Origin of the sequence: Pseudomonas lundensis, from assembly GCF_015377145.2 — a bacterium.
Taxonomy (GTDB): Bacteria; Pseudomonadota; Gammaproteobacteria; order Pseudomonadales; family Pseudomonadaceae; genus Aquipseudomonas; species Aquipseudomonas lundensis.
This window is the reverse complement of sequence record NZ_CP062158.2, coordinates 291,928-309,689: the sequence shown is the minus strand read 5'-3', so window position 1 is coordinate 309,689 and position 17,762 is coordinate 291,928. Positions and strand designations below refer to the sequence as shown.

Genomic DNA, 17,762 nt, shown 5'->3' with positions numbered 1-17,762 from the left:
GTTGCCCGGGCCGACCGCCCCGGCAGGAGTACCCATGTCCCTGATCATCACCGACGATTGCATCAATTGCGACGTCTGCGAACCCGAGTGTCCGAACGCCGCGATCTCCCAAGGCGAAGAGATCTACGTCATTGACCCGAACCTGTGCACCCAGTGCGTCGGTCACTACGACGAGCCGCAGTGCCAGCAGGTCTGCCCGGTCGACTGCATTCCGCTGGATGAAGCCCACCCGGAAACCGAAGAACAGCTGATGGAAAAATACCGTCAGATCACTGGCAAAGCGTAAAACAACACGGTGCCGTCAGCCGCGCGACCCGACTCAGGTCTGGCAGCGCGGGCAGAACACGCTTGAGCGCTGGCCCAGCTTGACCTCGCGCAATTCGCTGCCGCACACCTTGCACTGCTCGTAGGCGCGCCCGTACACAAACAGTTCTTGCTGGAAGTAGCCGGGCTGGCCATCGCCACCAATGAAGTCCCGCAGGGTGGTGCCCCCGCGCTCAATGGCTGCCGCCAATATGCGTTTGATCTCGATCGCCAGCTTCAGATAGCGAGCCCGCGAAATGCTTTTGGCTTCGCGGCGCGGGTCAATCCCAGCCGCAAACAGCGCTTCAGTCGCATAGATATTGCCCACGCCCACCACGACGGCGTTGTCCATGATGAACGGCTTGACCGCCATGGCGCGTTTGCGCGACAGCTGGAACAGGCGCTCGCCGTCAAACAGGTCGGTCAGTGGCTCAGGCCCCAGACGCAACAGCAGTGCGTGGTTGAGCGGGTCGTGGGTCCAGAGCATCGCGCCAAAGCGGCGCGGGTCGGTGTAGCGCAGGGCAAGCCCGGACTCCAGCTCGATGTCCACGTGCTCATGCTTGGCCGCCAGTGACCCCGCCTCAACCAGACGCAAATTACCCGACATGCCCAAATGGCTGATCAATGTCCCGACTTCGGCGTTAATCAGCAGGTACTTGGCGCGACGTTCGACCCCGACGATTTTCTGCCCGGACAAACGCACATCCAGGTCTTCGGGAATCGGCCAACGCAGGCGCCGCTCACGCACGATCACCCGGCTGACCCGCTGCCCTTCGAGGTGCGGGGCAATGCCGCGGCGAGTGGTTTCGACTTCAGGTAATTCAGGCATTCGACACTCCGGCGGGGGACAACCTAGTGGGCACCCAACTCGCGGATGCTTTCCTTGAGGTTCTCAAAGTCATATTCGGACAGACCGATGTAATCCAGCACCAGATGGCTGATGCTGTTCCATTCGTGGTCTTCGCGCTGATTGCCCAAGACCTTGTGCGAGGCACAAATATGCTCGGCCATCTTGAGGATCGCCAGCAGGTTTTTCAGTTGGCTGTGGCGCGACGAGTCGTCGCTGAAGATCGCCAGCGCGTTGTGGTGATTGGCAATGGCGTGGGTCAGGTGTTCCGGCAAGCGCCAGGACTTGGCCGTGTAGTAGCCGACCACCGCATGGTTGGTGTTGAAGTGGGTGTTTTCGGTGTCGACCACGCGACTGTTCGGACCGGCATTGGCGTAGGCCTGTTCCAGCACTGACATGTAGTTGGGGAAGCGCTTGAGCATCAACGGGATGCCGCAATCGTGAAACAGCCCTAACGCGTAGGCTTCATCGACCGCCTGCGAGCCGGTGCGCTTGGCCAGTGTCATGCTGGTCATGGCCACGTCCTGGGCGCTGTCCCAGAACCGGTTGAGGGTTACGATGGTTTCGTCGCACATCTCGCCTTTGATCGACTGCGCATTGATCAAATTGATCACCGTCCGGCAGCCCAGCAACGTCACGGCCCGCTTGATGGACGCAATCTTGTTGGTCAGGCCGTAATGCGGCGAGTTGACGATTTTCAGCAAGGCGCCCGACAAACCGGGGTCTTGGGCGATCAGGCGGGAAATGGCCTCCAGGTCCGGATCGGGCATGTACTGCTCCATCTGCAAATCCACCATGATTTGCGGTTGAGGCGGCACGCTAATGCCTTGCAGCGTTTGGCTGATCTGTTCGGATGAAAGCTCTGGGGGCATGACGACACACTCTGGAATAGCCCGCGATTCTAACGGAATTTACCGCAGCTTTGCGCAGGCAATCCGACACAATGCGGTGAATCAGCCAAGCCCCGCGTGCGCGTCTAGGGCTATAATCGCGCCCTTTTCAATACCCGGAGCGACGTCATGTCCCTGCCAAGCCTGCGCCTTAAAGCCAATGCCGATCGACGCCTGCGCGCCGGCCACTTGTGGGTCTACAGCAACGAAATCGATGTAGCCACCACGCCGTTGCACGGTTTCAAGGCTGGCGACCAAGCGGTGCTGGAGACTGCTGGCGGCAAACCGCTGGGCATCGTTGCCATGAGCCCGAACAACCTGATCTGCGCGCGTTTGCTGTCGCGCGACGTCAAAGTGCCACTGGACAAGTCGTTCTTGGTTCACCGCCTCAACGTGGCGCTTTCGCTGCGTGATCGCCTGTTCGACAAACCGTTTTACCGCCTGGTGTACGGCGATTCGGATTTACTGCCGGGCCTGGTGGTTGATCGTTTCGGCGACATCCTGGTGGTACAACTGGCTTCCGCGACCATGGAGCAGCACAAGGCCGACGTGATCGCCGCGCTGGTTCAGGTGGTCAAGCCGAGCGGCATCCTGTTCAAGAACGACTCGGCCGCGCGTGATGCCGAAGGCCTTGAGCGTTACGTCGAAACCGTGTTTGGCCTGGTGCCGGAGTGGGTTGCGCTGGAAGAAAACGGCGTGAAGTTTGAAGCCCCGGTCATCGCCGGACAAAAAACCGGCTGGTTCTACGACCACCGCATGAACCGTGCCCGTCTGGCGCCGTATGCCAAGGGCAAGCGCGTTCTGGACCTGTACAGCTACATCGGCGGCTGGGGCATCCAGGCTGCTGCCTTTGGCGCCAGCGAAGTCATGTGCGTGGATGCATCGTCGTTCGCACTGGACGGCGTCGAGCGCAACGCGGCACTCAACGGTTTCGCGGACCGCGTGACCTGCCTGGAAGGCGACGTGTTTGAAGCGCTTAAAGAGCTGAAAGCCAACGAAGAGCGTTTCGACGTGATCGTGGCCGACCCGCCGGCGTTCATCAAACGTAAAAAAGACCTGAAAAACGGCGAAGGCGCCTACCGCCGCCTGAACGAGCAAGCCATGCGCCTGCTCACCAAAGACGGCATTCTGGTCAGCGCATCGTGCTCGATGCACTTGCCCGAAGACGACCTGCAAAACATCCTGCTGACCAGCGCCCGTCACCTGGACCGCAATATCCAGTTGCTGGAACGCGGCAGCCAGGGCCCGGATCACCCGGTACACCCGGCGATCCAGGAAACGCGCTACATCAAGAGCATCACCTGCCGTTTGCTGCCAAACAGCTAAACGGGCACGTTCCACAGCCGCTACCGACGGTAGCGGCTGTGGCTTCAGGCTTATGGCTGCGGTTCTCGATCCAGCTTGGGGCTCAGTTCTGTGGTGCCAATCTGTAAAGACTGATAGCGCGGCTTGACCACCTTCACCTTCCCCTGACGAATCGCCTCAATCAACTCGGGAGAGTTGTCGCTTTCCTCGTAGGTGCCCGCCCGTTTCCATTGGCCTTGGGCGTCGCGCGTAAAAAAGTACACAGGGCCCGACCACTTCTGCTTCGGCAACTGCAGCACTTCCATCTGCCCGTCGTTATTCAGATCCACCGCCCACAACGCGCACCCCGGTGCCCAGCAGGGCTGGCCGCCGATGCCCCTATCAGCGAACTGCTCACTGCCTTCGACTTTAGGGCCGATCCATTCCAGCATCCGCTCACTTGGCCCGCTAACCCGGTCCCCCATGTCCGCCTCTTTGAGACGCTTCAACAGCACGTCACGCTGTGGCGCCGACAACACCTGCCCCTGCTCCACCTGCGCCAACAAGGCCTCAAAAGCCTGTTTGCCGGGAGGTCCCAAACGGTAACGCAAGGTGTCTGCATCAAAGGTGTCGACCGACGCTTTGCCGCTCAAAACCCGGTTGACCTGATTCTGGGCACTGAACTGCAGCGGGCTGAACCACGGGGTATGAATCGCCAATAACAGCAACACGCTCAACAACGCGATCAACGGGTTGCTGACTCGCAAACGCGCCAACCACTGATGCTGTGGCAGCACCACGGCCCAGGCAGCCGCCAGGCTGTGCAACACCATCACGGCCACCAGCAGCATCGCCAACAGACGGGTCGGCGTCAGGCCATACTGTTCAATTCTTAACCAGGTCGAATACCCGGCCAGCACCACCAGAACCGGCAGGCACAACAAACACAGGTCGACCATGCGCAGTAGCCACTTGGGGTAGCCAATCTCGTGTTCGCCGTCCTGTACCACGCCGTTGAGCAGGAACAGGATGACGGCCACCAGACACACCATGATTGGCGTCGAATAACCCGTGTCCCAAATCGGCCCCAGTCCGGTGAAGGGCAAGGCGAAGGTAAACACCAGGCCAATCAGCACGCCAAGCGGCAGCAAGAACCGGCACAACGTGAGCAGAATGCCGCGCAGCAAGCCGATTACACGATCATTGTCCCGGCCCATCTTCAGGCCCAGAGCAAACACCATGGCCGAACTGATGTAGATAAATCCGTCGGTGGAAAACAGTGTGTTCAGCGCCACAATGCCGAGCATTTTGAACAGGCCGCCCCACAACAGGATCAACGCCCAGAACACTGCGTTAAGCAGCAGCCCCAGTAGCACGATGAACACCGTGTCCCACGCATGGCGGAACAAGTCTTCGTAGCGTGGGAAACGCCCTTCGCGGGTCGGCCAGCTGAGGATGAAGGCCGTGCAGATGTACGCAATCACCACCCCGAAACAGGTCCAGCTGCCCGTCAGCCAACTGCTTGAACGCCACTGCTCACCCCCTTCCCAGAACACCCAGGCGCTGATGGCGCTCATCACGCCCGTCAGGCCCAGGACCAGCCAGCCGGTGCCGCGCTGACGCACGTTATCGCCTAACAGCAGCACGTTGATGCCCCCCACCAACACCGCCGTCACCAGTGCGAACTTGAGGCCGTTTTCGGTGATGGAGCGGGCCAGCCAGAGCAACACCCCCTGCACGAGGCCAATGGCCAGGCAGGTCTTGATGGAGCGTGTAATGACCATCGTTCAAAATCCCTGTCAGAAAAGCACCTCGACACTTTAAGCCTTAATAGCAAAATCGCCTACATAGGACGTTTTACCGAACTGCCTGAAGATAAAACACGCATTTAACTCTTACTTAAGAGTATTCCCACATGAAAGCGGGCAATAACTCACTTTATATAACATTGTTGTTTTTCCGTAAGCAGCTAGTTTTAACCAAGTCACTTTGAGAACGAAGCAGTACGAAGTGACTGCACTTACTCCCTGAAGTCACCCACTTTTATGTAAGGAGCACAATGATGAAAGCCGTTTCTCTAGAAGCAAGCAAAATCGCCAACCTGGCCTGTCTGGCCGTCCCTCCTCAGCGCTAACGCAACGTCGCTGACAATGAAGCCGGGGCCTGCCGACACCCCGGCTTCATTACCTTCCCCTTCAGAGCTGTTGATCCATGCATATAAATCCTTACTTGTTTATATTGGCCCGGTCACCGCATCACATCGTCTGGAATTATTCCAATCACACGCAATTTGAACTCGACTTCCACTACAGCAAGCGATTAACCCAACTTATTACCTGCCCTGAACTTTTCGACCCCAACAGCACTGTCGACCAGGACTTTCTGGCGGCCTCGATTATTACGGACGAAGAAATCCCCACACCGGAATGGGGCTGGGATGACCTCTCCCGAATCTTCCATATCGGCACCAAGAACCTGCCGCAGGAGCACATTCCACAAGACGTCCATGAATGGGCCGTGCAGTACCTGGCACATTGCAACGAAGTCTTGAGCACCCCGGCCCCCGAGCCCAATCGTATCGACCCTCATAACGCCAATCTGGTGGCCCTGCCCGTGTGCAAGCCTGCCGAAGCCTTGAAAGGTTCGCTGGCCACTGCATTGATCAACCGCAAAACGTCCCGTTCTTTTACCGGGCAAAGCCTTTCCTTGCGCCAACTCAGCACCTTGCTCTACCTGTCACTCGGCTATCTGAACGAACGTCGGGGCGAGATCAATCTGTCCATTCCACTGGGCATGGAAGCGCGTCGCAGCAGTCCTTCCGGCGGCGGACTCAACGCCTGCGAGGGTTATGTGTATGTGCAGCATGTGACCGGTCTCAAGGCTGGCGTGTATGCCTATTCAAGTGACCTGCATGCCCTGAGCCTCATCAGCCCGCTCCCGGACGAGCCTTTGGGCAAGCTGCTGTGCGGCCAGCATTTCATCAATACCCTGCCCGTCGGGCTGTTCATCACCTCGCGCTTCGACAAATTGTGGTGGAAGTACGAACACTCGCGGGCCTATCGCATGGCCTACGTTGAGGCCGGGCATATCGCTCAAACGTTCCAGCTTGTGGCCACACAGTTGGGGCTGGATACCTGGCTGACCGGCGCCCTGACCGATGACCGTGTAGAAGCGCTGCTGGGCCTGGACGACAGCCCCGAACAGCCCTTGTTTTTTGTGGGCTGCGGCAAAGGCGACGGCCAAGTGCAATGCCAGGAGCTGATGGCGCTCATCCAGCGCAAGGACCCCGCACCGTGAACAGACCCTGCCCCCAAAAAACGTGTGCCTCCCCTGCGCCCTACACGTTGGCTGGCTGGGACACCAACGCCAGCGTGCGACTGGATCGCACCCCTTACGCCTTGCCTGCCGACCTGGAGTCCCAACTGGGCGATCGCCACTGGTTTGTGCCCGCATTCATGCCTTACCTCGATCACCCGGACATCGTGCTGGCAGGCACGTCCGTGGTGCGGCGCCTGGAGGCCAATCAACTGGTGTACTTCCTCGACTACACCACGGTGCTGGAACACAAACTGGTTAACCGCGCGGTCGAGACCCTGATCCACAACGAACTCGGCCTTCACGTGCCGCTCGCGATGAAAAACGCCGCCTTGCAGCTGTACACCGACGAGGGCTATCACGCGCTGTTCTCCAACCAGATCGCCGAACAGGTGGCTGAGCTGTACGGCATCAACAACCGCTCCCGCCCCGCCCACCGCATCCAGCGCCTGCAGCATCAAATAGACATCTGCCGACCGGCTGACAGGGCTCTGCACTGGTTTTTGATCGGCTTTGTGTCCGAGACGATCATTGCCAAAGAGCTGCTCGGCGCCATCCATGTCCCGCTGGTGTCCACCGTGCTGGACATGTTCAAAAGCCATCTGGGGGACGAAGCCCGTCACAGCCGGTACTTTAGTGAAGTGTTCGCCCATGTGTGGTCGTTGCTCGATGACGTCCAGCGCGCCAAAGCGGCCACCCAGTTACTCACCCTCCTCGGCATCTTTTTCGAAAGCGACACCCGTTGGCTGAAAGAAAGCCTCACCAGTGTCGACCTCAACCCGACCACTATCGAACAGATCTGCATCCAGTTGCAGCAGCCCGCCGTTCACCAACAACGCGTGCGTGCCGGGGCCAGAGCCACCGTGCTGGCGTTGGCCAATGCCGGTTTTTTCACCCTTGAGCACAACCGGCGACTGTTCTTGAGCGCGGGGTTTATGGATGCCTGAAACGCCAGCGACCAGACCGGGTCTGGCGATTTTCCTGTTGCTTAGCATGGTGGTGCTCGGGGTGTTCCCGCTGGACGTCGTATTGCCCTCATTTCCGGCCCTGGCTGACTACTTTCAACGAACACCGGGCGATATCGCACTGTCCATCAGCCTGTTCGCTATTGGCATTTCGCTTTCACAACTGCTCATAGGTCCGCTTTCTGACCGCATAGGGCGCAAATCCTTGCTGCTTGCCGGTATGGCCCTGTCGATTGTCGGCGCGGCGGGTTGCGTGCTGTCCACGGATTACGGCGGATTTCTGCTATTCCGGTGCCTGCAGGCCGTCGGGTGCGGGTGTTTCGTTTTGTCTCAAGCCTTGATCCAAGACCTGTTCATCGGCAAGCAACGGGACCAGCTGCGCATCCTGATGGTCACCGCCAGCGGGCTGGCGATCTCGCTCTCACCCTTGGCGGGCACCGTGTTGCAGGACGCCTTCGATTGGCCCGGCAGCTTCTGGGTATTCATTGCGCTGGGGTTGACCGTCTGGGTCATTGCCTGGAAGCACTTAAGGGACAACCCCGCGCGCAATCCGTCCTCCCACAGCCTGCTGAGGGCCTACGCCCTTGTGTGCCGCAATCCCACGTTCATCAGCTACTGGTTGATATCGGCCATCGCTTTCGCCTGCCATTTTTCATTCATCGTCATGTCGCCCTTGTTGTTTCTGGAGCAACTGCACCTGTCCAGCTACACCTTCTCGCTGATATTGCTGGTGTACGGCGCAGCCTATGTGGGCGGCGGCGTGTTGGCTCATGGACTCAGCAAACGCATTAGCGCGAACCGACAGATCATTGCCGGGCTCTTATTGATCGTTTTGGCGGGGGGCTTGATGGGGCTGCTGCACCGCCACGCAGGCTTGACGGTCTTTAACGTGCTGCTGCCCATGATGGTCTGCACCATGGGCATCACCCTCGCCCGGCCAATTGCCACCTCACGGGCGATGGACGTCTTTCCTGATCTGGCAGGCACGGCGTCGTCAGCCGGCAGCGCGCTGATCTTCATCTGCGGCGGGGTTGTCAGTGCCTGGGTCAACCTCAGCCCGGCCAGCCTGCCAGTGACGCTGGCGACCACCTTCATGGCGCTGGGCCTGATTGCGCTGGGCTTGATCCTGGCCACCTGCCGACGCCTGCGCGAACAGCGCCCGGCATAGCCCTTGCTCTGTGGGCCGTGCGTCAGGCCCATTCCCTCCGCACGCCAGCCGTGTAGAATCGACGCATTCATCGCCAATCATCCCCGGCGGGTTTATGAGCTCAGGCCCAGACGCGCGGCGATCCCGCAGCGTTAACGGCAGCTTGCTGACACGTAGTCATTTTCTGTGTTGTCAGTCAGCGATTAGAAGCTCACTTCCCTGTTTGTTACCTGATTAGCCGCCCGGAGTTGCTCCATGCCTGACTATCGTTCGAAAACCTCCACCCATGGCCGCAACATGGCCGGTGCGCGCGCGTTGTGGCGCGCCACGGGGATGAAAGATGCCGACTTCAAGAAGCCGATCATCGCCATTGCCAACTCCTTTACCCAATTCGTGCCGGGCCACGTCCACCTCAAGGACATGGGCCAACTGGTCGCCCGCGAGATTGAGCGCGCAGGCGGCGTTGCCAAAGAATTCAACACCATCGCCGTGGACGACGGCATCGCCATGGGCCATGACGGCATGCTCTATTCGCTGCCGAGCCGCGAGATCATTGCCGACTCCGTGGAGTACATGGTCAACGCCCACTGCGCCGACGCCATCGTGTGCATTTCCAACTGCGACAAAATCACCCCCGGCATGCTGATGGCCTCGTTGCGCCTCAACATCCCGGTGATTTTCGTCTCCGGCGGGCCGATGGAAGCGGGCAAAACCAAGCTCGCCAGCCACGGCCTCGATCTGGTGGATGCCATGGTGATTGCAGCCGACTCCAGCGCTTCTGACGAGAAGGTTGCCGAGTACGAGCGCAGCGCCTGCCCGACCTGCGGTTCATGTTCCGGCATGTTCACCGCCAACTCGATGAACTGCCTGACTGAAGCCCTCGGCCTGGCGCTGCCGGGCAACGGCTCGACACTGGCCACCCACAGCGACCGCGAGCAACTGTTCCTGCAAGCAGGCCGCACCATCGTCGACCTGTGCCGCCAGTACTACGTCGAAAACGACGAATCGGTGCTGCCGCGCAACATCGCCAACTTCAAGGCATTCGAAAATGCCATGACGCTGGACATCGCCATGGGCGGCTCGACCAACACCATCCTGCATTTGTTGGCCGCCGCCCAGGAGGCCGAGATCGACTTCGACCTGAAGGACATCGACCGCCTGTCGCGCCACGTCCCGCAACTGTGCAAAGTGGCGCCGAACATCCAGAAGTACCACATGGAAGACGTGCACCGCGCTGGCGGCATTTTCTCCATCCTCGGCTCGCTGGCCCGTGGCGGCTTGCTGCACACCGACCTGCCGACGGTCCACAGCAAGACCATGGCCGACGCCATCGCCCAGTGGGACATCACCCAGACTGACAACGAAGCCGTGCACACCTTCTTCCGCGCGGGCCCGGCCGGCATCCCGACGCAAACCGCGTTCAGCCAGTCGACCCGCTGGGACACGCTGGACGACGACCGCGAAAACGGCTGCATTCGCAGCGTCGAACACGCTTACTCGCAGGAAGGCGGGTTGGCCGTGCTGTACGGCAACATCGCGCTGGATGGTTGCGTGGTGAAAACCGCCGGGGTCGATGAGTCGATTCACGTGTTCGAAGGCAACGCCAAAATCTTCGAAAGCCAGGACAGCGCCGTGCGCGGCATCCTCGCGGATGAAGTGCAGGCGGGCGACATCGTGATCATTCGCTACGAAGGCCCGAAAGGCGGGCCGGGCATGCAAGAGATGCTCTACCCCACCTCGTACCTCAAGTCCAAAGGGCTGGGCAAAGCCTGCGCCTTGCTCACCGACGGACGCTTCTCGGGCGGTACGTCGGGCCTGTCCATCGGCCACGCCTCACCGGAAGCTGCGGCGGGCGGCGCGATTGGCCTGGTACAGGACGGCGACAAAGTCCTGATCGACATCCCGAACCGCTCTATCAACTTGTTGGTCAGCGACGAAGAACTGGCGGCGCGCCGGGTCGAGCAGGACAAAAAAGGCTGGAAACCGGTCGAAGTGCGTCCACGCAAAGTCACCACGGCATTGAAGGCATACGCCTTGCTCGCCACCAGCGCCGACAAGGGCGCGGTACGTGACAAAGCCTTGCTGGACAAACTGGTGCCGTAACCCACCTCGCACCCCCAAAAATCCCGGCCATGTGCCGGGATTTTTAATGAGCGGGCAAAAGATATTCACCCTTGAAACCAAAAGCATCCGGAAAAGATGTGTCCTGGCTGGCATGCTCTGGATTCAAAGCTCATTTGCAATGCTTTATTTGAATTTCAGGAATCCCCCTACAGCCCATTAGCCACTACTGCAATACAGTCAGTGCTCAATTAAACGGGGATGCTGAAATGGCTAATCATGGCTACATGTCAATTACAGGAAGAAAACAAGGCCTAATATCTTCCGGCTGTTCGACCCAAGACTCTATAGGCAATAAATGTCAAATGGGCCACGCTGACGAAATCATGGTGTTAGCGTATTCACATGACATGGTGGCAGGCAGTGACGGGACAATTACTGGCGGTCGCGGACAACACAAACCTGTCGTTATTACAAAGAATATAGATAAGTCTTCGCCACTGATCGCTGCAGCACTTCACGATGGGGAGGAAGTCGAATGCATCATTGATTTTTATAGAACGTCTACAGTGGGCAGCCAAGAAAAATACTTCAACGTTCGCCTGTCTGGTGCACGCATTGCTTACATGAACATTCAAGTACCCCATGCTATTCATATGACAGATGGCCAGCCGCAAGAAATCGTTGCCATTCGTTATCGGGATATTACATGGACACACATCCCGGCTGGAACGAGTGCACATAGCTCATGGATAAACGAGATATGAACGACCAACAGTGTGACATCCACGATGTCACAAAAGCGGCCTCAGACCTGATGTCATTGGGTTGTTCAGCGACAGGAACTTTTCTCCCTGACGGTGTCATGCAGCTCACCTTCAGCTCGGCAATTGCAAATTACCTAAACAACGTCATTCGCGATGTCAATGACAGTGTTATCAGCGCCTGGGAAAGCATGCAGAAACTCAAAAGTGAATACGATGAATTAGCCAACAAAATAATATTCTATGCAAAAAACGGAATAGGCATTGCAGGGGGTGCTATGCAAGTAAAAACAGGCGCCCAATCAATAGTAAGCACTCGGGGATTGGGTTTTGCATATGGAGGTCCGATGATCATGCACGGCCTTAATAACATATATGAAGGCGCGACCAATATTTACAATGGAAATAATGAAGCCGTAGGCTTTATCAGACAGGGCTACAGACAATTCTACAAAGATGCCTACCAAGGTGACATGGCGTACTACTCTGCCGATTTATTGTTATCAGCAACAGGACTCGCTAGACGTGTAGAAAAAGAAGACACATTCAAATTATTCAGACACATCCCCACCGACAGTGAGCATGCTTATAAACAAACAGGCAAAATTTCGTTAATGTTGGAAGCGCTTGTTGACGCATTTTCGTTGAACTCATTACTCAATTTGGAACATGACACGCACACGACCCAGCAATAAATCAAGGACCCACTACCCGAAAAACTTCCTAAGCCTTGGAATACCCCATGCCACCCCGACAACCACCAAGAATATATACATCGCTGCAGATATTACTTCAAAGTTCTCTTCAATCGATGGAAAGACTTCACGCAACCCCAGCATTATAAACACTGTATAAAATGCCGCATTGGCGAGAGCCATCAGGGTGACCAAGGAGTAATACCTAATATCTTTGAGCCTCATCCATTCATTCCTTATTGATTTCCAGCATTTTTTGAAGCAGGGATCATGCTTTGAGTTCTGCCTCAAGCGCTCCACTCGCACGGCTGGAGGTTGTCGCAGGGCAGGCGCTGGGCAGTTGGATATTTTGACCTCGCAGCCAAGCCTGCAAAGCCTGGGTGAATGGGTATTCATACATATGATGCCAACACCGATTCTGCTACTCCCCCCGGAGCGCTTGCGACCCGACTGATGGCACGTCAACGCAGCGCCGAATGCTGATTCGTCTGACGCATAGCCGCTATGCTTCTCTATAAGCGACACGAGAGGCACAAACAACCTTCGGCCTGTCGACAGGCTTATTCCCAAATCAAAGGTAGTCATTCCAGAACGGTATATTTCTAGCTATATCAACCTGTTAGCATTTCCGGTTCGAAATTGTTACATCCCAAGACTGGTACAAGTCGCCCCTCGGAGCTTTCATGAATTACCCGCTGATCCTCAATCTGCTGGTGTTCCTCGCGTTGCTGTTCGGCTTGTCGCTGACCCGCCACACCGCGTGGAGCCTTGCTAAAAAAGTCCTGCTGGCGCTGGTTGTCGGTGTGATTTTCGGTCTTGGTTTGCACCTTATCTATGGTGCTGAAAACCCTACCCTGAAAACGTCCATCGGCTGGTTCGATCTGGTTGGCAGCGGCTATGTGCAGTTGCTGCAAATGATCGTGATTCCGCTGGTATTTGCGTCGATCCTGAGCGCCGTGGCGCGGCTGCATAACGCGTCGTCGTTGGGCAAGATCAGCTTTTTGACCATCGGCACGCTGCTGTTTACCACCATGATCGCAGCGCTGGTGGGCATCGGCCTGACCAACCTGTTCGGCCTCACGGCTGAAGGTCTGGTGGCGGGCGCTGCGGAGATGAGCCGCCTGCAGATCATTCAAAGCGATTACGCAGGGAAAGTGGCCGACCTGAATGTGCCGCAGTTGCTGCTGTCGTTTATCCCGCAAAACCCGTTTGCCGACCTGGCCCGCGCCAAGCCGACGTCGATTATCAGCGTGGTGATCTTTGCTGCATTCCTGGGCGTTGCCGCGCTGCAACTGTTCAAGGATGAGCCGGAGAAAGGCAGCAAAGTGCTCAATGCCATTGACACCCTGCAAGCCTGGGTGATGCGTCTGGTACGTCTGGTCATGAAACTGACCCCGTACGGCGTGCTGGCCCTGATGACCAAAGTGGTGGCGACGTCCAACCTGCAAGACATCATCAAACTCGGCAGTTTCGTGGTGGTGTCTTACATCGGCCTGGCGCTGATGTTCGTGATTCACGGGCTGATTGTGTCGCTGTCCGGGGTCAACCCGCTGCGCTTCTTCCGCAAGGTCTGGCCGGTGCTGACGTTCGCGTTCACCAGCCGTTCAAGCGCAGCCAGCATTCCGTTGAGCATTGAGGCGCAAACCCGTCGCTTGGGGATTCCGTCATCCATTGCCAGCTTTGCGGCCTCGTTTGGCGCGACCATCGGTCAAAACGGCTGTGCCGGTCTGTACCCGGCCATGCTGGCCGTGATGGTTGCCCCGACAGTGGGCATCAACCCGCTGGACCCGTTGTGGATTGCAACGCTGGTGGCGATCGTGACGCTGAGCTCAGCCGGTGTGGCTGGCGTAGGCGGTGGCGCAACCTTCGCTGCGCTGATCGTACTGCCCGCGATGGGCCTGCCAGTGTCGCTGGTGGCGCTGTTGATCTCGGTTGAGCCGCTGATCGACATGGGCCGCACGGCCTTGAACGTGAGCGGCGCCATGGTGGCCGGTACGGTGACCAGCCAGATCATGAATGAGACGGATAAAGCCATTCTGGCTGAAGACGATCATGGCGAGCTGGCACACGCGTAACGCTTGACCCTCACTGACCCCTCTCCCCATGGGAGAGGGGCTTCAATGCTTGCTTAAGCCCTTTCCCACACTTCAAAACTGAACGCCGGTTTTCCGTCTTCAGCCGCATGCGGCTCGTTGGACACCAATGTCCACTGCGCTTGATCAAACTCAGGAAACCACGCGTCGCCTTCCGGGCTCAGGCCCACACGCGTCAGGTACAACCGGTCGGCATCCGCCAGACCCTGGGTGTACAACTGCGCGCCCCCAATCAACATCACTTCGCTGACACCCTGTTCCACCGCCCAGGCCTGGGCGCGCGCGACGGCGGCATCGAGGGAGGCGAACACCTCGGCACCTTCGAGTTGCAAGCCGGTCTGACGACTGACGACAAGGTTCAACCGGCCCGGCAAGGGGCGGCCCAGCGAGTCCCAGGTTTTACGCCCCATGATGATGGGCTTGCCCAGGGTGGTGGCCTTGAAATATTTGAAATCCGCCGGCAAATGCCACGGCATGCTGTTGTCGACGCCGATCACGCGGTTTTCACCGAGGGCTGCGATCAGGCTGAGGGGGAGTGTTTTTTTCATGGGGGCGAGGATACCAGAGCGACCCGCGCCCGCAGTACCCCGTCCGGCGCCGCAGCGGTTATGCTCTTGGCTCACTTGAATGGATCGGCCTGTGACTCAACTCTCTCCTTTGCAACGCCTTTGGCTGACTGAAACCGTGCGTCTGCGCGAAGCACATGCAGGCCCGCTGGATGATCTGGAAGCCAACCGCCGCGCCCGCACTACTGGCGGCGACTTGCCCGCACGCATTGAAAACCGGGCCCTGTGGCTGGCCGAGCGCGACGGTTTGCTCAGCGCCATGCTGCATTGGCTGCAAGGCGCGCGGCTGGCCTTGTTGGTGCTCGCGGTGATGGCTGTCGTCAGCGGTGCCGGGCTGGCCTTTGCGGCGCTGGGCAATGGCCAGACCCCGGTCAACGTGTTTTGGGCGCTGGGCAGTTTGCTCGGGCTCAACCTGATCCTGCTACTGAGCTGGGTGGTCGGCCTGGTGTGTGCCGGTGAGCACGGCGCGGGTCTGGGCCGATTGTGGCTATGGCTCAGTGAAAAACTCGCCCGCGATGCCAAGGCTGCACAGCTTGGCCCCGCGTTAGTGCTGTTGCTGCAACGGCGCAAGCTCAATCGCTGGGCCGTTGGCGCGCTGGTCAATGGCCTGTGGCTGCTGGCCATGCTCAGCGCGCTGGTGATGATGTTGTTGCTCATGGCCACGCGCCGCTACGGGTTTATCTGGGAGACCACGATCCTCGGCGCCGATGTGTTCGTCGCCGCCACACGGGGGTTGGGCGCACTGCCGAACTGGCTGGGTTTCAGCGTGCCCACCGTGGAGATGATCCTCGTCAGCACGGACAGCAGTCTCTACAACAACGAGTTGGTTCGTCAGTCCTGGGCGATCTGGCTGGTCGGCGTTGTTCTGATCTATGGCGTGATCCCGCGCCTGCTGCTCTACGTTTTCTGCCGCTGGCGCTGGAAAACCGGACGCGACACCTTGCAGCTGGACCTCACCTTGCCCGGCTACAGCCAACTGCGCGAACCCTTGATGCCCAGCAGCGAGCGCCTGGGTGTCAACGACAGCGCGCCCGAACAGTTGCATCACGTGCAGGCCGGGCAGTCGGCACTGCAAACCGATGGCGCACTGATCGTGGGCCTCGAACTCGACGACCAACAGCCGTGGCCGCCCGCCTTGCCTGCCTCGGTCAAAGACGCTGGCATCCTCGACAGCCGCGAGTCACGGCAAACCCTGCTGGAGCAAATGACTCGCTTCCCGCCCGCGCGCCTGGCAATTGCCTGTGATCCGCGGCGCTCACCGGACCGCGGCAGCCTGGCGTTGATCGGTGAACTGGCGCGCAGTGCCGCCGCCACGCGGGTCTGGTTGCTGCAAGCTCCGCCCGGTCAGGCGCTGGACGCTGACCGTCTGAGTGACTGGCATGCCGCGCTGGAGCAACTGGGCCTGCCCTTTGCCGCCAGCGCGCCCTTGAACTGGCTGGAGACGGGCCATGACTAAGCCTCTGACGCTGGCCGTGGTCGGCCACACCAATGTCGGCAAGACCTCGCTTTTGCGCACCCTCACCCGGGATGTCGGCTTTGGCGAAGTCTCCCATCGCCCCAGCACCACCCGGCACGTTGAAGGGGCGCGCCTGTCAGTGGACGGCGAAGCCTTACTGGAGTTGTACGACACGCCGGGGCTGGAAGATGCCATCGCCCTGCTCGACTACCTGGAGCGCCTCGACCACCCCGGTGAACGCCTGGACGGCCCGGCCCGAGTGGCGCGCTTCCTGGAAGGCAGCGAGGCCAGACAGCGTTTCGAGCAAGAGGCCAAAGTCCTGCGCCAACTGCTGGCTTCGGACGCCGGGCTCTACGTGATCGATGCCCGCGAACCGGTGTTGGCCAAATACCGTGACGAACTCAGCGTGCTGGCCAGTTGCGGCAAACCGCTGCTGCCGGTGCTCAATTTCGTCAGCAGTCCACAACAGCGCGAACCCGAGTGGCGCGACGCCCTGGCGCGCCTCGGTTTGCATGCACTGGTGCGTTTCGACAGCGTCGCCCCGCCCGAGGATGGCGAACGGCGCCTGTATGAAAGCCTTGCGCTGCTGCTGGAGCACTCACGGGACGCGCTGCAGCGCCTGGTCACCGATCTGCAAGCCCAGCGCGAGGCCCGCAAGCACAGCGCGCTGCGCCTGATTGCCGAATTGCTGATCGACTGCGCGGCCTGTCGACGCAGCGTGGTCAGCGACAAAACGGCTGAACAGGAGGCCATTCATCAACTGCGTCAGGCCGTTCGCCAGCGCGAGCAACGTTGCGTGGAAGCCCTGCTCAAGCTCTACGGTTTTCGCGCCAGCGACGCTGCGGCCAGTGATTTGCCACTGCTGGACGGGCGCTGGGGCGATGACTTGTTCAACCCCGAAACCCTCAAACAACTGGGCGTGCGCGTGGGCGGCGGTATTGCCGCAGGCGCCGCGGCAGGTGCGGGCGTGGACTTGATGGTGGGTGGCCTGACGCTGGGCGCGGCAGCGTTGGCCGGGGCCATTGCCGGTGGCGCCCTGCAAACCGCGCGCAGTTATGGCAGCCGCTTGCTGGGCAAAATCAAAGGCCAGCGCGAACTGACCGTGGACGACAGCGTGCTGCGCCTGCTGGCCTTGCGCCAACGCCAATTGCTGCATGCGCTGAACGCCCGAGGGCATGCCGCCGTCGACAGCATCAAGGTCGCCACGCCGCAAGAGACCACCTGGCGCGAAGGCAAGCTGCCAGAAGCGCTGAACAAGGCGCGGGCGCACCCGCAGTGGTCGTCACTCAACCCGCACCCGAAGCTGAGCCAGGCTGAGCGTCAGGAGCAGATTGAAGCGTTGGCCGAACAGATCTGAGCCCAAGCGCCCGCACGTC

16 protein-coding genes are annotated in these 17,762 nt (G+C 59.3%); 11 read left to right on the top strand and 5 right to left on the bottom strand.

What is annotated here, in order from left to right; genetic code table 11:
• The first annotated feature begins 34 nt into the window (after positions 1–34).
• Entirely contained in the window at positions 35–286 is a 252-nt protein-coding gene (locus tag IF654_RS01690; RefSeq protein WP_047278436.1) for a YfhL family 4Fe-4S dicluster ferredoxin, read from the top strand.
• Between the two features lie 33 nt (positions 287–319).
• Here the strand turns inward: IF654_RS01690 and mutM are convergent, their stop codons facing one another.
• The gene (gene mutM, locus IF654_RS01685) at positions 320–1,132 is read right to left on the bottom strand and encodes a bifunctional DNA-formamidopyrimidine glycosylase/DNA-(apurinic or apyrimidinic site) lyase (RefSeq protein WP_047278438.1); all 813 of its coding nucleotides are present in this window, start codon (positions 1,130–1,132) and stop codon (positions 320–322) included.
• Positions 1,133–1,155: 23 nt separating this feature from the next.
• A complete protein-coding gene (locus IF654_RS01680) occupies positions 1,156–1,968 on the bottom strand; it encodes an HDOD domain-containing protein (RefSeq protein WP_169836151.1) in 813 nt (270 codons plus the stop codon).
• Between the two features lie 201 nt (positions 1,969–2,169).
• Here IF654_RS01680 and IF654_RS01675 point away from each other — a divergent pair, with 201 nt between their 5' ends.
• Positions 2,170–3,366, top strand: a complete 1,197-nt coding sequence (locus IF654_RS01675) for a class I SAM-dependent rRNA methyltransferase (RefSeq protein WP_047278442.1) — start codon at positions 2,170–2,172, stop codon at positions 3,364–3,366.
• Positions 3,367–3,416: 50 nt separating this feature from the next.
• On the opposite strand, the gene IF654_RS01670 is transcribed toward IF654_RS01675, so the two are convergent.
• The gene (locus IF654_RS01670; protein ID WP_194862814.1) at positions 3,417–5,108 is read right to left on the bottom strand and encodes a DUF4153 domain-containing protein; all 1,692 of its coding nucleotides are present in this window, start codon (positions 5,106–5,108) and stop codon (positions 3,417–3,419) included.
• A gap of 427 nt (positions 5,109–5,535) precedes the next feature.
• On the opposite strand from IF654_RS01670, the gene IF654_RS01665 reads away from it, so the two are divergent.
• The 6 genes from IF654_RS01665 (at position 5,536) to IF654_RS01640 (ending at position 12,271) form a co-directional block, all read left to right on the top strand.
• Positions 5,536–6,621, top strand: a complete 1,086-nt coding sequence (locus tag IF654_RS01665) for a SagB/ThcOx family dehydrogenase (RefSeq protein ID WP_194862815.1) — start codon at positions 5,536–5,538, stop codon at positions 6,619–6,621.
• Positions 6,618–7,586, top strand: a complete 969-nt coding sequence (locus IF654_RS01660; RefSeq protein WP_230683750.1) for a diiron oxygenase — start codon at positions 6,618–6,620, stop codon at positions 7,584–7,586. The genes IF654_RS01665 and IF654_RS01660 overlap by 4 nt, the downstream gene beginning before the upstream one ends.
• Positions 7,579–8,772 (top strand): MFS transporter, encoded by a 1,194-nt coding sequence (locus IF654_RS01655; protein WP_194862817.1) that lies wholly within the window; start codon positions 7,579–7,581, stop codon positions 8,770–8,772. Before IF654_RS01660 ends, IF654_RS01655 begins: the two co-directional genes overlap by 8 nt.
• A gap of 234 nt (positions 8,773–9,006) precedes the next feature.
• Positions 9,007–10,854, top strand: coding sequence for a dihydroxy-acid dehydratase (gene ilvD / locus IF654_RS01650; protein WP_047279486.1), 1,848 nt, complete (start codon positions 9,007–9,009; stop codon positions 10,852–10,854).
• Between the two features lie 227 nt (positions 10,855–11,081).
• A complete protein-coding gene (locus IF654_RS01645; RefSeq protein ID WP_047278453.1) occupies positions 11,082–11,579 on the top strand; it encodes an Hcp family type VI secretion system effector in 498 nt (165 codons plus the stop codon).
• Positions 11,576–12,271, top strand: a complete 696-nt coding sequence (locus IF654_RS01640) for a DUF4225 domain-containing protein (RefSeq protein WP_194862818.1) — start codon at positions 11,576–11,578, stop codon at positions 12,269–12,271. The genes IF654_RS01645 and IF654_RS01640 overlap by 4 nt, the downstream gene beginning before the upstream one ends.
• Before the next feature lie 12 nt (positions 12,272–12,283).
• On the opposite strand, the gene IF654_RS01635 is transcribed toward IF654_RS01640, so the two are convergent.
• Entirely contained in the window at positions 12,284–12,496 is a 213-nt protein-coding gene (locus IF654_RS01635) for a hypothetical protein (RefSeq protein ID WP_047281494.1), read from the bottom strand.
• Positions 12,497–12,954: 458 nt separating this feature from the next.
• Here IF654_RS01635 and IF654_RS01630 point away from each other — a divergent pair, with 458 nt between their 5' ends.
• Positions 12,955–14,346 carry an L-cystine transporter gene (locus IF654_RS01630; RefSeq protein ID WP_047278457.1) on the top strand — a complete coding sequence of 464 codons (1,392 nt, stop codon included), beginning with the start codon at positions 12,955–12,957 and terminating at the stop codon, positions 14,344–14,346.
• Positions 14,347–14,399: 53 nt separating this feature from the next.
• On the opposite strand, the gene IF654_RS01625 is transcribed toward IF654_RS01630, so the two are convergent.
• Entirely contained in the window at positions 14,400–14,912 is a 513-nt protein-coding gene (locus IF654_RS01625) for a dihydrofolate reductase (RefSeq protein WP_047279489.1), read from the bottom strand.
• A gap of 91 nt (positions 14,913–15,003) precedes the next feature.
• Between IF654_RS01625 and IF654_RS01620 the strand changes: the two genes are divergently transcribed.
• Complete coding sequence (locus IF654_RS01620; protein ID WP_194862819.1) at positions 15,004–16,386, top strand: DUF2868 domain-containing protein; 1,383 nt, start codon at positions 15,004–15,006, stop codon at positions 16,384–16,386.
• Complete coding sequence (locus IF654_RS01615) at positions 16,379–17,743, top strand: DUF3482 domain-containing protein (RefSeq protein ID WP_194862820.1); 1,365 nt, start codon at positions 16,379–16,381, stop codon at positions 17,741–17,743. The genes IF654_RS01620 and IF654_RS01615 overlap by 8 nt, the downstream gene beginning before the upstream one ends.
• The last annotated feature ends 19 nt before the right edge of the window (positions 17,744–17,762 follow it).